We start from the raw sequence: 13,322 nt of genomic DNA on the forward strand, positions 1-13,322 counted from the left end.
GGAAAAACGACGACAGGCCGCTGGCGGCCGGGGAGGCAGTATGCGACTAACATGCCCGAACTGTAATGCCCAGTACGAGGTTCCGGATGAGGTCATTCCGGAAGAAGGCCGAGACGTGCAATGCTCGAGCTGCGAGCAGACCTGGTTCCAACCCAAACACCCGGAGGCTGAGCCTGTCGCGGCCGAAACCGATGACGGGCCGGCCGAAAGCGCGCCCTCGGATGCGTCTGAGCCGCCAGCCGCCGAAGCTGCTGCGCCGGAACCGGAGCAGGCAGAAGACGAACAGGTCGAAGCCGAACAGCCCGATCCCGAGCCCGAGGACGAAGCCCGGCCAGCCGCTCCGACCGGCAACGTCGATCCGGCCGTTGCGACAATCCTGCGCGAGGAAGCCGCGCGTGAGGCCGAACTGCGCGCCAAGGAAGGGTCCGGCCTGGAAAGTCAGCCGGATCTGGGCCTGGATCAGCAGCCGGAACCGGCCCCCAAGCCCAAACCTCCTGCGGCGACCGAAACCGCCGGGGGAACCGGTCAAAAAGAGGCGCTGCCGGATGTGGACAGCATCAATTCGACTTTGCGCAGCGACGACGCCCCGACCGCGGCAGAGCCCGCCGAAGCCCCGCCGCGGAAATCGGGCGGGTTCCTGCGGGGCTTTGCGCTGATCCTGATCATCGGGGTCATCCTGTTCCTGATCTACGGCAACGCCCGCCAGATCAGCGAGGCAGTTCCCCAGGCCGAGCCTTTGTTGCAGTCGTATGTCTCGATGGTCGATCAGGCCCGGATCTGGCTGGAATCGCAGGCTGGCTCCGCGACCGAATAACTCTGCCGGTCAGAACCGCTCGAGCAGCCTTTTGAGGTATTCCAGTTCGATTCTGGGCCTGTCGGTTTCGCCCGTGCGGCGACGGATTTCATCCAGCAACTCGCGGGCACGGCGGTACACATCATCCCCCTGCAGCAGGTTCTCCTCGGTCGAGATCGAGCCCGCAGCGCCCGGATTCCGACCCAGCGGATCGCGGTTGTTGGCCTGCATGTCGCCTTCCTGCGTACCCTGACCGGGCTGGTTCTGCTGGTTCTGGGCCATGGCCTCACCCAGCTCGCGCATCCCTTCGCGCAACGCTTCCATTGCTTCGGACTGGCGGTCGATCGCTTCGGCAAGGTCGTCGCTCCGCAGGGCATCTTCGGCCTCATCCATGGCACGACCTGCACGCCCCAGCGACTCGCGTGCGGCGTCGCCTTCGGGTGTTCCGGCGCCCGGCAGGTTCTGCTGCTGGCGATTCAGTTCATCGCGCAGCGCCTGTTGGCGGTCAGCCAGAGTCCCTTGCCCTTGCTGGCCTTCGCCCGCCTGATCCGATCCTTGGCCCCGGCCGCCCTGACCCTCATGGCTCTGGCCGCGCCCCTGACCGCCCGAGCGGCCTTCATTGCCCTGGCTTTCACCGGCCTGCGCGCCGGGATTGAATTGCTCCTGCAAGTCACGGAAGGCCTCGTCGCTCAGGCCCTGCTGCTCACGCAGAGTTTCGGCCAAGCCTTCCATGGCCTGCTGGCCTTCGGATTGTTGCCCCTGTCCCTGGCCTTGGGTCACCCGCATGTTTTCCATCATCTGCTGGAACTCCTCCAGCGCCTGCTGGGCCTCGGCCATGCGGCCCTGCTCCATCAGTTCCTGTATCCGGTCCATCATCCGCTGCAGGTCATCCTGCGTCATCTGCATGGATTCACCGGATTGGTTCTGCTGGCCCTGCTGGCCGTCCGGGTTTTCCTGCGCCAGTCTCTGCAGCTGACGGAGATACTCGTCGGTCGCTTCACGCAGTTCCTGCATCAACTCGGCGATTTCCTCGTCGCTGGCACCGTTCTGCATCGCTTCGGTCAGACGCTCCTGAGCGCGGCGCATCCGCTCCAGCGCATCGGCGAGCGTGCCTTCTTCGATCAGGATGGCCAAATCCCACAGGGCGTGCGCGATCTCGGTCTGCTGTTCGGGGTCCAGGCCGAATTCAGTAAAGGTTTCCAACCGGCGCAGAATGTAGCGCAGTCGCAGATATGCGGTTTCCGAACGGAAGACATCTTCGGGCCGGTGCGAAACCGCCCGCAACAGCTGAGCCACCCGTTTGGCGTTGTCGCGCGACCACAGCAGATCGCGACGCTGCTCGATCACCGCCGCAGCCAGCGGATCAAAGAACCGGCGGGCGGGAAGGTCGGTTCGGTAGACATCCGACTCCGACACCTGATCAGCGGCATCGACGGCCGAAAGGGTGATCTTGACCGGCAGGTGCGCCCAAGGGTGTTCCGAAAAGTCCTCGATCAAGTCTTCCGTGAAATCGCTCCGGTCACCAGCGATCGGCATAGGCAGGTCGACGGTGACCGCATCGCGAGGTTCGGGCGCAACGGCCAGACCATGGCGACGATCGACCGCGGCCAGGTCCAGTTCGATCAACGCGGTGCCTGACAGGATCCCATAATCGTCACGTGCCGAGAACGGCAGTTTCATCTGGCCGCCAGCCTCGGCGGTGGCGGGTTCGGCCACGGCGATTACCGGCGGCGCGTCCGCAATGACCTCGACACCCCAGTCACGCCCTGCAGGGCCCTCGATCGACAATCGGCCCGAACGCTCGACGACAAACTCCTGATCCGGATCGGTTGCTGTCGTGGTGGAAGCGGAGGAACTGGTTTCAGTCAAGCTGTGCGCGCCGACCTCGCCATAGAAGCGCAAAGTGACGCGGCTGCCTTGTGGCACTGTCAGCGTCGGACCGGATTGATCGGCCAGATACAGCGTCGGCAGGCCGGTATAGCGAGGCGGCTCGACCCAGCCTTCCCAGCTGGGACCCTGGCCGGCCACGGCCGTACCGGGTGTCATCTGCGCAACCGATCCAACTTTCCAGAACGATCCGAACAGCAATCCGACCACCAGCGCCAAAAGCGCCGCATAGCGCAGCGCGTAGGGGTCACGAGCGGCAAGGTTCAGGTCAGGCTTGACCGGTCCGGCCTGCGCGGCGCGGGCGGCCATGCGCGCCTGATGGGCCTGCCACAAAGCGCGCGAATCTTCGTCCATCGCCCCGATGGCCTGATCGTCCAGCAACGCCTGAATGGGACGGCCCGGCAGTGTCTCGTCCAGTCGGACAAGCGCCTGCGTGCGGGTGGGGAACCGAAACCTCCGCGCACCCCAGACCAATGCAACCGTCAACGCCAGAATGGATGCGGTTCCGATGATCCAGACGGTTTCAACGCCGACCAGGTCGTGGAGACCCAGCAGCAAGGCCGCCATGATCAGGGCCGCAATCGACAGGAACGGCCAAAAGGCGCGCATCACCTGCTCGGCCAGCATCCCCGTGCGCGTCAGCAACAGGGACAGTCTGGGGATCGGCAGGTTGCGAGTGTCGGTCACGTCAGGCCTCCGGGTCGGGCCCGCGCGGTTATCGCGTCACAGCCACTCTGGTATGGTATCGCGGTTTATGATTTCGTCAAAGGTTGGCCGTTCACGAATAACCGCGAATTGATCGCCATTCACCAGAACCTCGGGGATCAGCGGCCGGGTGTTGTATTCACTGGACATAACCGCGCCATAGGCGCCGGCGCTGCGAAATGCGACCAGATCCCCCGGGTTCAGCGGTGGCATCGCCCTTTGTTTCGCAAAGGTATCCCCGGTCTCGCAGACCGGCCCGACGATGTCATAGGGGCGTTGTTCGACTCCCGGCGCGGGCTCAATGACGGGAACGATGTCATGATAGGCGTCGTACATGGCCGGGCGGATCAGATCGTTCATCGCCCCGTCGAGGATCAGGAAATCGCGCCCTTCGCCCGACTTCACATAGATCACCTTCGACACCATCAGCCCCGCGTTGCCCGCGATCAGACGGCCCGGCTCGATCTCGATCTCGCAGCCCAGATGGCCCAGCGTTTCCTTGATCATCGCACCGTATTCCAGCGGCAGCGGCGGTGCTTCGTTCGACCGGGCATAGGGAATGCCCAGCCCGCCACCCAAGTCGAGGCGGTGAATGTCGTGGCCCTGTGCGCGCAGCTGTTCGGTCAGCTCGGCGACTTTGGAGTAAGCCATTCGGAACGGCTCCAGATCGGTCAGTTGCGAGCCGATATGCACGTCGATGCCCACCACCTTCAGGCCGGGCAGGCTGGCCGCATGGGCATAGACCTCGGGTGCGCGGGCGATCGGGATGCCGAATTTGTTTTCGGATTTTCCTGTGGCGATTTTGGCGTGAGTCTTGGCGTCAACGTCCGGGTTCACCCGAACAGTGATCGGCGCGATCACGCCCAGTTCCTGCGCGACGGCGTTGATCACCTCCATCTCGGGCTCGGATTCGACGTTGAACTGGCGAATCCCGCCGGTCAGCGCGATGCGGATTTCCTCAGCCGTTTTGCCGACGCCCGAGAACACGATCTTTTCGCCCGGCACGCCCGCTGCCTTGGCCCGCAGGTACTCGCCGCCTGAAACCACGTCCATCCCCGCGCCGGCTTGCGCCAGCGTTTTCAGAATGGCCTGGTTGCTGGCGGCCTTCATCGCATAACAGACCACGTGGTCGGTACCTGCCAACGCCTCGTCGAACAGGTTGTAATGCCGCAGCAGCGTCGCCGTGGAATAGACATAGAACGGCGTGCCGACCGCCGCAGCGATCTCGGCGACCGGGACGTCCTCGGCGCACAACACGCCATCGCGGTAAAGAAAGTGATCCATATCTGCGCGCTTAGACCAAAACAGGCCTGTGGATCAACGGGATTTGCGACGTGGGCACGCAATCCGGTGCGAACCGCACAGAAGTCGGGCGCAACGGCTTATCCGCGCAGGCCGGCCTCAAGCAACGAAAGGGTCGCGTCGCGCCGCGCTTCAAAGTCGCTTTCATCGCCCCCGAAGATCGCCAGATGGATTACTAATCCATCCAGCATCGCCGTCACCGCCTGCGCGGCGGCCAGCGCACTGAGATCGCCGCGGATTTCACCCGCGCGGATCAATGGGGCGAACTGAGCAGCATAATGATCGGCAAGCCAGGCGAAGAACCCGCCGATGATCTCGGCCGCGCGCGGGTCCTGAAATCCGGGGCCCAGCACGTCAAAGAACAGCCGCGTCGCCGCCAGACGGTCAGCGGGCATGGACAGACGTAGCCCGGTCATGAACTGGTCCAGCGTCTGCGGGGCCGGGATGTCGTTGATGCGAGCGCGGATATCCTCGAAATACCGCTGCAGCAACGCCAGAAGCAAAGCCTCCTTGCTTTGGAAATACAGATACAACGTGCCCTTGGCCATCCCGGCCTGATGGGCCACGTCCTGCATCTTGGTGGCGTGATAGCCCTGATCCAGAAAGCAGGCCATGGCGGCATCCAATATCCGCCCCTGCATCTCTTCGCGATCGACGATCTTCGGCATCTTGCCCCCCGATTTTTTTCCGGCGCGCCTCTCTTGACGCAGATTGGACGCGGCGTCACCCAAATTCAATCTTTTAATGACTTGACGGTCAGTAACGCCATCTCCATTTATGACCCGCAAGTCATTAAAAGGATTCTGTCATGGTGCATTCGTCACAAATCAACACCGGCCCAACGCGGCCTATGGCGTCCCAACCCACGGCGACAGCCGCCAAACTGATGCTTGTCCTCGTTGCCAGCTTTGTCACGCTGGTCCCCGGCGGCCCGATCGAGACCCGCGACTTTTCCGGACTGGGCGGAACGGTATTCTGGGGTTTCAACGCCTTTCTGATCGCGCTTGCCCTGCTGGCCGTGGGGTCGGCGGTGGCCATGCTGCGCGGTTCGGCAACGGCAAGCTGGGGCGCCATCGTGGCGGCCTGGGGGTACATCTTCGTGGTCCTGCTGGACCTGGGTCATGTCTTCCCCACATCACCCGACCCGATTCCGCTGATGCTGGGACTGGTCGAGATTCTGGATTTCATCCTGGCTTTCTACATCCTGGCATTGGCTCATCGTGGCCTGGGCCACCTCTGAAACTGCCCGGCGCCCACTCGTGAACGGCCCGAAGCCACAGCAACAGGAGGTGGCGCCGGGTCGCGCCGTAATACCTACAAAGAAAGACAACTCATGCTGTTCAAGGAACGTTTCACATTGACCGTCTTGCCGCTGGCCCTGGTCACAGCCGCATGCAGCGGCACCGGTGCCCAACACCAACCCGTCCTGTCTGCCGAGCCGGGCCCGGCTTACGCCGCTGATCTGGACCAGTGCCGCGCATTGGCCAAGTCTCAGGACCTGTGGAGCCCGGAAACCCGGACACAGGCCTTGATAGGCGCCGGGGTCGGCGCAATGGCAGGTATTTCGGACGACACGGTTGGAAACACAGAAGGCGCCATAGCCGGCGCAGCGGTGGGATCAGCGGCAGGTGCCGTCGCCGGAGCCGCCGAGATGCGCAACACCCGGCGTGACATTCTGATCGAGTGTCTGCGGCAGCGCGGGCACCCTGTGGCCGGCTGAGCGCATCAAGCGCTCATTCAGAAATTCGTCGACACCCCGGCCCGCGCATATCCGGATACGGACACTCCAGCCCCCGAGCGCGCGGGCTCTTCTACTGGCTGAGAGCGCGGCGGATTCGTGGTTTCGCAGGCCGCCAGCACGGCAAGCGACAGGACAAGGCCGAGTGGTTTCATTTCGCTGCCTTCATTAGTTGGATCACTTGCTAAATGGCGACTGGCACGTCGCTTTCAACCACAGAGCGTTCAGATCCCCAGAAACACGCTGAGGGGGCCTCGGTGCAGGCCGACGCCCCCGCTTACATATGTGCCACTGGTCGAAACGCCCACATTGGCGTTCAGGGTCGGCTGGACGGGCTCTCCGTCGGCGCCGCAGGCCGCCAAAGCAAAGGCGGCCCCGATCAGGGCAATCACACGCAAGGTTGTCATTCCAGCATCTCCTTCCAGCGGGCGATCTGCGCCCGGACCTGGTCCGGGGCCGTACCGCCATAGGACTGGCGCGAGTTTACCGAATTATCAACGCCAAGGACAGAATAGACATCCTGCGTGATGCCCGCGTGAACCAATTGCATGTCCTCGAGCGTCAGATCGGGCAGGTCGCAGCCCTTCTTCTCGGCCATGGCGACCAGCGATCCGGTGACGTGGTGCGCATCACGGAAGGGCAGGCCCAGCACCCGCACCAGCCAGTCGGCCAGATCGGTCGCGGTGGAAAAGCCCGAGCCGGCGGCAGCGGCCAGGCTGTCGCGATTGGCGGTCATGTCCTTGACCATGCCCTCCATCGCGGCCAGCGCCAGCATCCAGTTGTCGGCGGCGTCAAAGACCTGCTCCTTGTCTTCCTGCATGTCTTTGGAATAGGCCAGCGGCAGCCCTTTCATAACCATCATCAGCGCCGTGTTGGCACCAAAGATCCGGCCCACCTTGGCGCGGATCAGCTCGGCGGCGTCGGGGTTCTTTTTCTGCGGCATGATCGACGAGCCGGTCGAGAACCGGTCTGACAGGGTGACAAAGCGGAACTGGGCCGAAGACCAGATCACCAGTTCCTCGGCAAAGCGCGACAGGTGCACCGCGCATATCGAGGCCACCGACAGGAATTCCAGCGCGAAATCGCGATCGCTGACCGCATCCAGCGAGTTGGCGGCAGGCCGGTCAAAGCCCAGCGCCTGCGCCGTCATGTGCCGGTCGATCGGGAAGGAGGTGCCGGCTAGCGCCGCCGCGCCCAGCGGGCATTCATTCATCCGCGCCCGCGCGTCGCGCACGCGGGAAAGGTCGCGGCCAAACATCTCGACATAGGCCATCATGTGGTGGCCCCAGGTCACCGGCTGCGCTGTCTGCAGGTGGGTGAAACCGGGCATGACCCAATCGGCCCCGGCCTCGGCCTGCGCCAATAGCGCGCGGATCAAGGCCAGCAGGCCGGATTCGGCGGCGTCCAGCTGATCGCGGACCCACAGTTTGAAATCGGTCGCCACCTGGTCATTGCGGCTGCGGCCCGTGTGCAGGCGGCCTGCGGGCTCTCCGATGATCTCTTTCAGGCGCGCCTCGACATTCATGTGGATGTCTTCCAGCGCGGTCGAGAACTGGAACTCACCGCGTTCGATCTCTGACAAAACGGTGAGCAGCCCTTCCCGAATGGCCTCGGCATCACTATCACTAATCACGCCCGTGGCGGCCAGCATGGCGGCATGGGCACGCGAGCCCGCGATGTCCTGGGCCGCCATCCGTCGGTCGAACCCGATCGAGGCATTGATCGCCTCCATGATCGCGTCTGGTCCGGCGGCAAAGCGGCCGCCCCACATCTGGTTCGAGGATTGTTCGGTCATGCTGGAAAACCCGGAGTTGATATGCGCCTGTTTCGTCTGATCCCCCTTTATATGGCCCTTGCGCTGGGTGCAAATGCCGCTTTGGCCGCCGACACGCAGGCCCTGGCCGACCTGCGCGACGGCAGCCTGAAACGCCTGATCCTGCATTCCGAGCCGAAACCGGTCTCGGACGCGGAATTCCAGCTGGAAGATGACGGCGGCACCGCCACGCTGGCGGATTATCGCGGCAAATACGTTCTGCTGAACTTCTGGGCCACCTGGTGCGCACCCTGCCGCAAGGAGATGCCCCAGATCGCCGAGTTGCAGGAGGAATTCGGCGGAGACCAGTTCGAGGTTCTGACGCTGGCCACTGGGCGCAACTCGCCCGCGGGGATCAAGAAGTTCTTTGATGAAAACGGCATCACCAACCTGCCCCGCCATCAAGACCCGAAACAGGCCGTCGCCCGCGAGATGGGTATCGTCGGCTTGCCGATCACCATAATCATCGACCCCGAAGGCCAGGAAATCGCGCGTTTGATCGGCGATGCCGAATGGAACTCGGACAGTGCCAAGGCGATCATCGCGGCCCTGCTGAACCCCGAAAGCTGACCACCTGACGGGCCTTTTGTGCTAGACTGGAACCGGCCTGAACAGGGCCGGTTTTTCATTGGCAACAGACAGGAGGCTGAGATGAAACCGGTGGTTTTGCTGATCGGCCGGCTGCCCAACGTGGTCGGCGACGTGGCGCGGCAATTGGACCACCTTCCGATCCGGTGGCTGGGTGCGCATGATCCCGACGAGGTGCGACGGCAATTGGACGCCGAACCGCGCATCGCCTGCGCGATCATGGGCGCGGGGCTCGATGACAAGGTGCGCGGCGAACTGGTGGGCATCATCGCGGCGCGGCGGCCGGATATCTGCATTCACCTCAAGGATCGCGCCTCGGGGCCCGAGGGGCTGGTGCCCTTCGTCGAGCGCGTTGTCCGGCACGAGCTGCTGGAGCCACACGACGGCCCCTGACGCAACGCCACCTTTGACAGGGCCTGACCCCGCTTGCACTCTGTCCGCGGGAGGACATCATGCCGCTGGAAATCCTGCTGGTTCTGGTGGTCGGAGGCATTGCCGGCATCACCGCACTGCTGCATCTGACGGGCAGATCGCGTCAGCGCGTGCTGAGCGCCGATACCGCGCGCGCCGAATGGGTGCGCCACTTTCCCGACGACACCATCATCGACGTTACCCTGACCCATGACGGACATGCCGCATTGCTGCGCACCGAGACCGGGCCGGGCCTGTTGTGGTCCTTTGGCGCCGACACGGTGGCCCGCCACCTGCGCGATTTCGACTGGATCGACCACCCCGAGGGCATCGAGGTCCAATTCCGCGACTTCGCCACCCCCGGCGTCACCGTCCGCCTTGACGAAACCGAGCGCCGCCACTGGCGCCACCTGCTGGAGCCCGCATGACCGACCAGATCAGCTTTCCCGATGTCGTCCAATGGGCCGTGCCGTTCTTCATCGCCGCCATCCTGGCCGAATTCCTGTGGATTGCCGTGAAGGGCCGTGGCGGTCGGTATGAGACCCGCGACGCCGTGACCTCACTGATCATGGGAGCGGGCAACATCGCGTCTGGGTTCCTGCTGGGCTTTATCGCCTACGGGTTCTTCATGTGGCTGTGGAAGATTACGCCGCTGGATCTGGGCACGTCGATCCCGGTGATCATCCTGTGCTTTGTGCTGGATGACTTGCGATATTACTGGGTGCACCGGTTCGGGCATCGCATCCGCTGGGTCTGGGCCAGCCATGTGAACCACCACAGCTCGCAGCACTACAACCTGACAACCGCCCTGCGGCAGACCTGGACATATACCTTCACCTTCATGATGGTCGTGCGCGCGCCGCTGATCCTGCTGGGGTTCCACCCGGCGATGGTTTTGTTCTGCGGCGGCCTGAACCTGATCTACCAGTTCTGGATTCACACCGAGGCCATCAGCAAGATGCCCCGCTGGTTCGAGGCGGTCATGAACACGCCCAGCCACCACCGCGCCCACCACGGCCGCAACGCGCGCTATCTGGATTGCAACTATGCCGGGGTGTTCATCATCTGGGACAAGCTCTTCGGCACCTTCGTCCCCGAGCAGGAGGACGACCAGGTCGATTATGGCCTGGTGCACAATATCGGCACCTTCAACCCGCTGCGGGTGGCCTTTCACGAATGGATGGCCATTTGGCGCGACGCGACCCAGCCGGGCCTGACCCTGAAACAGCGGCTGGCCTATTGCTTTGCCCCGCCGGGCTACAGCCATGACGGCAGCCGCGACAGCTCCGAGCAGATCAAGGCCAAGCACCTGTCCCGCCACCCCGAAGACCTCGGAACGCCCGGTTTCGAGCAATTCGACGAAAACCTGCCCAACCAACAGGCAAAACAGGCCTGAGGCTGGCGGCGTCTGCCGGGCGAGCGCTTGAAATCCCGCGCGCGTGCTCCATATCCGAACAAGTGACAAGTTTGATCGGTCGGAGTTCCACAATGTCCCGCGTCACCGCCATCTTCACCGCAACCGGCCTGTTGGGTCTGGTAATCGCGATGCTCAGCGCCCTTGGCCAGCAGCCTGCCCCGGCGGTGATGATGCTTGGAGTGGCTATGGTGGGCACAGGCTTCTTGGGGGCTGTCATTGGCGCCGTGGTCGAATTGCGCCACGCAGCCCAGACGACCCGCTGATCCCACTCACTGATTCCCGACGCGCATTAACCGCAAATTCACCGGTACGACCCGAAACTACGTGCTGACCGGTTTCGGAAACGTACGGGGATTCGGCGTCGATGCGGAAAAAGGACTTTGCAGATCTGCCAGAAGGTGGGGACAGCCCGTTGAATTCGGCCGTTGCCGCGCGGGACACTTCGATCGTTCAAATGGCGACCGAGGCCGTCAAGCATCAGCAATGCCGCCTCGCGTTCCAGCCCGTCATGCAAGCACGCGACCCGCACGGAGTCGCATTCTACGAGGCATTCATCCGCGTGCTGGACGAAACCGGACGTGTGATCCCCGCGCGGGAGTTCATGCCGCAGGTGGAAAACACACCAATCGGCCGGGAATTGGACTGCATAGCGTTGGAAAAAGGGTTGCGCGCCCTGTCGCGAAATCCGGAAATCCGGCTTTCTGTCAACATGTCCGCACGCTCGATCGGATACGCGCGCTGGTCGCGAATCTTGGACCGGTTTCTCAAGCGGGACAAAACGCTGGGCGAGCGGCTTATCCTCGAAATCTCCGAAAGCTCGGCCATGCAGGTTCCCGAACTGGTGGTCGATTTCATGGACCGGCTTCAGGACCGCGGGATCGCTTTTGCGCTGGATGACTTCGGTGCCAGCAACTTCAGCTTCAGGTATTTTCGCGAGTTCTTCTTTGACGCGGCGAAGATCGACGGGCAGTTCGTACGGGGTGTCAGCACCAACCCGGACAATCAGGCGCTGGTGCGCGCGCTGATTGCCGTCGCCCGTGAATTCGAGATTCTGGTCATCGCCGAATCGGTCGAAACTCGTGAAGATGCCGAGTTTCTAGTGGCCAGCGGTGTGGACTGTCTGCAGGGCTACCTATTCGGCGCTCCGACGGTGAAAGCCCCGTGGCAGCCGGAAAAAGAAGCCAAAACAGGAAGTTGAACCCAATTCTCTTGGGCGCAATCCAGCCGAGGCTTTCTCATGAGACAAGCTGTCCGTTGCTGCACGTGCAGCATTGCGCTATGGCAGAAAGTGCTGGAGCGGGGGATCACGAGGCGCTCTTGCATCGCCAGAGAGGCTCTGTGCGACCTGCGCCGTCAGATTTCCCACAGGACCTTGACGGTAAAGGATTGACTGTATGACCAACGTAGTAATCGCATCCGCCGCACGCACGGGCGTCGGCAGCTTTGGCGGTTCCTTTGCGAACACCCCCGCACATGATCTGGGCGCTGCCGTCCTCGAAGCCGTCGTGGAACGCGCCGGGATCGACAAGTCCGAGGTGAGCGAAACCATCATGGGTCAGGTTCTGACGGCCGCCCAAGGCCAGAACCCCGCACGCCAGGCGCACATCAACGCCGGCCTGCCGCAGGAAAGCGCGGCCTGGGGCATCAACCAGGTCTGTGGTTCGGGCCTGCGTGCCGTCGCACTGGGCGCTCAGCATATCCAGCTGGGCGATGCCGAGATCGTCTGCGCAGGCGGTCAGGAAAACATGACCCTGTCGCCCCACGCCGCATCTCTGCGCGCGGGCCACAAGATGGGCGACATGAAATACATCGACACCATGATCCGCGACGGCCTGTGGGATGCGTTCAACGGCTACCACATGGGCCAGACCGCCGAGAACGTGGCCGAGAAGTGGCAGATCAGCCGCGATATGCAGGATGAGTTCGCGGTGGCCAGCCAGAACAAGGCTGAGGCCGCGCAGAAGGCCGGCAAGTTCAAGGACGAGATCGTGCCCTTCACCATCAAGACTCGCAAGGGCGACATCGTGATGGATAGTGACGAGTACATCCGTCACGGCGCGACCATGGAGGCGATGGCCAAGCTGCGTCCAGCCTTCACGAAGGATGGCTCGGTGACTGCGGCCAACGCCTCGGGTCTGAATGACGGCGCGGCGGCAACGCTGCTGATGTCAGCCGACAACGCCGAAAAGCGCGGGATCGAACCGCTGGCCCGCATCGCGTCTTATGCGACCGCCGGGCTGGACCCGTCGATCATGGGTGTCGGACCGATCTATGCCTCGCGCAAGGCGCTGGAAAAGGCCGGCTGGTCGGTTGACGATCTGGATCTGGTCGAAGCCAACGAGGCCTTCGCGGCACAGGCTTGCGCCGTGAACAAGGACATGGGTTGGGATCCCTCGATCGTGAACGTGAACGGCGGCGCGATCGCCATCGGCCACCCGATCGGAGCATCCGGCTGCCGGGTTCTGAACACGCTGCTGTTCGAAATGAAGCGCCGGAACGCGAAAAAGGGCCTGGCAACCCTCTGCATCGGAGGCGGCATGGGCGTCGCCCTGTGCGTGGAGCGCGTCTAAGTGCTTTGACAAGTCACGAATAAGGGCGTCCAATGGGCGCCCTTTTTTGTTACACTCCGAGAATATCCCTAGGATGCGACAATATCACCAAACGGAAA

General features: G+C 63.2%; 16 protein-coding genes. 10 read left to right on the plus strand and 6 right to left on the minus strand.

The genetic code is table 11. The features are described from left to right. Nucleotides 1-40 precede the first annotated feature (40 nt). Complete coding sequence (locus ACR0JC_RS15575; protein WP_170342931.1) at nt 41-814, plus strand: zinc-ribbon domain-containing protein; 774 nt, start codon at nt 41-43, stop codon at nt 812-814. Between the two features lie 9 nt (nt 815-823). Here the strand turns inward: ACR0JC_RS15575 and ACR0JC_RS15580 are convergent, their stop codons facing one another. From ACR0JC_RS15580 to ACR0JC_RS15590, 3 genes are all read right to left on the minus strand, one after another. After that, a complete protein-coding gene (locus ACR0JC_RS15580; RefSeq protein ID WP_367647310.1) occupies nt 824-3,367 on the minus strand; it encodes a TIGR02302 family protein in 2,544 nt (847 codons plus the stop codon). Nucleotides 3,368-3,403: 36 nt separating this feature from the next. Beyond that, entirely contained in the window at nt 3,404-4,669 is a 1,266-nt protein-coding gene (lysA, locus tag ACR0JC_RS15585; RefSeq protein ID WP_170342934.1) for a diaminopimelate decarboxylase, read from the minus strand. Nucleotides 4,670-4,767: 98 nt separating this feature from the next. After that, the gene (locus ACR0JC_RS15590; RefSeq protein ID WP_170342937.1) at nt 4,768-5,355 is read right to left on the minus strand and encodes a TetR/AcrR family transcriptional regulator; all 588 of its coding nucleotides are present in this window, start codon (nt 5,353-5,355) and stop codon (nt 4,768-4,770) included. 182 nt (nt 5,356-5,537) lie between these two features. On the opposite strand from ACR0JC_RS15590, the gene ACR0JC_RS15595 reads away from it, so the two are divergent. Continuing rightward, a complete protein-coding gene (locus ACR0JC_RS15595; protein ID WP_480763989.1) occupies nt 5,538-5,927 on the plus strand; it encodes a DUF8051 family protein in 390 nt (129 codons plus the stop codon). Between the two features lie 93 nt (nt 5,928-6,020). Beyond that, complete coding sequence (locus tag ACR0JC_RS15600) at nt 6,021-6,407, plus strand: glycine zipper family protein (protein WP_170342237.1); 387 nt, start codon at nt 6,021-6,023, stop codon at nt 6,405-6,407. Nucleotides 6,408-6,424: 17 nt separating this feature from the next. On the opposite strand, the gene ACR0JC_RS15605 is transcribed toward ACR0JC_RS15600, so the two are convergent. The 3 genes from ACR0JC_RS15605 to argH form a co-directional block, all read right to left on the minus strand. Beyond that, nucleotides 6,425-6,580: a hypothetical protein gene (locus ACR0JC_RS15605; RefSeq protein ID WP_170342239.1), complete on the minus strand. Its 156-nt coding sequence runs from the start codon at nt 6,578-6,580 to the stop codon at nt 6,425-6,427. Nucleotides 6,581-6,649: 69 nt separating this feature from the next. Next, nucleotides 6,650-6,832 carry a hypothetical protein gene (locus ACR0JC_RS15610; protein WP_170342240.1) on the minus strand — a complete coding sequence of 61 codons (183 nt, stop codon included), beginning with the start codon at nt 6,830-6,832 and terminating at the stop codon, nt 6,650-6,652. Next, the gene (argH, locus tag ACR0JC_RS15615; RefSeq protein ID WP_170342940.1) at nt 6,829-8,220 is read right to left on the minus strand and encodes an argininosuccinate lyase; all 1,392 of its coding nucleotides are present in this window, start codon (nt 8,218-8,220) and stop codon (nt 6,829-6,831) included. The genes ACR0JC_RS15610 and argH overlap by 4 nt, the downstream gene beginning before the upstream one ends. A gap of 21 nt (nt 8,221-8,241) precedes the next feature. Between argH and ACR0JC_RS15620 the strand changes: the two genes are divergently transcribed. The 7 genes from ACR0JC_RS15620 (at nt 8,242) to ACR0JC_RS15650 (ending at nt 13,224) form a co-directional block, all read left to right on the plus strand. Then, a complete protein-coding gene (locus ACR0JC_RS15620) occupies nt 8,242-8,808 on the plus strand; it encodes a TlpA disulfide reductase family protein (protein WP_170342942.1) in 567 nt (188 codons plus the stop codon). 81 nt (nt 8,809-8,889) lie between these two features. Further along, nucleotides 8,890-9,219, plus strand: coding sequence for a hypothetical protein (locus ACR0JC_RS15625; protein WP_093963506.1), 330 nt, complete (start codon nt 8,890-8,892; stop codon nt 9,217-9,219). Nucleotides 9,220-9,278: 59 nt separating this feature from the next. Then, on the plus strand, nt 9,279-9,665 hold the full coding sequence (locus ACR0JC_RS15630; protein WP_170342945.1) for a hypothetical protein: 387 nt from the start codon (nt 9,279-9,281) through the stop codon (nt 9,663-9,665). Then, the gene (locus tag ACR0JC_RS15635) at nt 9,662-10,633 is read left to right on the plus strand and encodes a sterol desaturase family protein (protein WP_170342947.1); all 972 of its coding nucleotides are present in this window, start codon (nt 9,662-9,664) and stop codon (nt 10,631-10,633) included. The genes ACR0JC_RS15630 and ACR0JC_RS15635 overlap by 4 nt, the downstream gene beginning before the upstream one ends. A 92-nt stretch (nt 10,634-10,725) precedes the next feature. After that, nucleotides 10,726-10,917 (plus strand): hypothetical protein, encoded by a 192-nt coding sequence (locus ACR0JC_RS15640; protein WP_093963509.1) that lies wholly within the window; start codon nt 10,726-10,728, stop codon nt 10,915-10,917. A gap of 101 nt (nt 10,918-11,018) precedes the next feature. After that, the gene (locus tag ACR0JC_RS15645; RefSeq protein WP_170342949.1) at nt 11,019-11,852 is read left to right on the plus strand and encodes an EAL domain-containing protein; all 834 of its coding nucleotides are present in this window, start codon (nt 11,019-11,021) and stop codon (nt 11,850-11,852) included. Nucleotides 11,853-12,048: 196 nt separating this feature from the next. After that, a complete protein-coding gene (locus tag ACR0JC_RS15650; RefSeq protein ID WP_093963511.1) occupies nt 12,049-13,224 on the plus strand; it encodes an acetyl-CoA C-acetyltransferase in 1,176 nt (391 codons plus the stop codon). Nucleotides 13,225-13,322 lie beyond the last annotated feature (98 nt).

Source organism: Ruegeria sp. CH5, assembly GCF_056537025.1.

Excerpts from the sequence above, each read along its gene's own strand:
- ACR0JC_RS15575 (WP_170342931.1), top strand. The coding sequence starts at position 41 with ATGCGACTAACATGCCCGAACTGTAATGCCCAGTACGAGGTTCCGGAT.
- lysA (WP_170342934.1), bottom strand. The coding sequence starts at position 4,669 with ATGGATCACTTTCTTTACCGCGATGGCGTGTTGTGCGCCGAGGACGTC.
- ACR0JC_RS15590 (WP_170342937.1), bottom strand. The coding sequence starts at position 5,355 with ATGCCGAAGATCGTCGATCGCGAAGAGATGCAGGGGCGGATATTGGAT.
- ACR0JC_RS15595 (WP_480763989.1), top strand. The coding sequence starts at position 5,538 with ATGGCGTCCCAACCCACGGCGACAGCCGCCAAACTGATGCTTGTCCTC.
- ACR0JC_RS15600 (WP_170342237.1), top strand. The coding sequence starts at position 6,021 with ATGCTGTTCAAGGAACGTTTCACATTGACCGTCTTGCCGCTGGCCCTG.
- ACR0JC_RS15605 (WP_170342239.1), bottom strand. The coding sequence starts at position 6,580 with ATGAAACCACTCGGCCTTGTCCTGTCGCTTGCCGTGCTGGCGGCCTGC.
- ACR0JC_RS15610 (WP_170342240.1), bottom strand. The coding sequence starts at position 6,832 with ATGACAACCTTGCGTGTGATTGCCCTGATCGGGGCCGCCTTTGCTTTG.
- argH (WP_170342940.1), bottom strand. The coding sequence starts at position 8,220 with ATGACCGAACAATCCTCGAACCAGATGTGGGGCGGCCGCTTTGCCGCC.
- ACR0JC_RS15620 (WP_170342942.1), top strand. The coding sequence starts at position 8,242 with ATGCGCCTGTTTCGTCTGATCCCCCTTTATATGGCCCTTGCGCTGGGT.
- ACR0JC_RS15625 (WP_093963506.1), top strand. The coding sequence starts at position 8,890 with ATGAAACCGGTGGTTTTGCTGATCGGCCGGCTGCCCAACGTGGTCGGC.
- ACR0JC_RS15630 (WP_170342945.1), top strand. The coding sequence starts at position 9,279 with ATGCCGCTGGAAATCCTGCTGGTTCTGGTGGTCGGAGGCATTGCCGGC.
- ACR0JC_RS15635 (WP_170342947.1), top strand. The coding sequence starts at position 9,662 with ATGACCGACCAGATCAGCTTTCCCGATGTCGTCCAATGGGCCGTGCCG.
- ACR0JC_RS15640 (WP_093963509.1), top strand. The coding sequence starts at position 10,726 with ATGTCCCGCGTCACCGCCATCTTCACCGCAACCGGCCTGTTGGGTCTG.
- ACR0JC_RS15645 (WP_170342949.1), top strand. The coding sequence starts at position 11,019 with ATGCGGAAAAAGGACTTTGCAGATCTGCCAGAAGGTGGGGACAGCCCG.
- ACR0JC_RS15650 (WP_093963511.1), top strand. The coding sequence starts at position 12,049 with ATGACCAACGTAGTAATCGCATCCGCCGCACGCACGGGCGTCGGCAGC.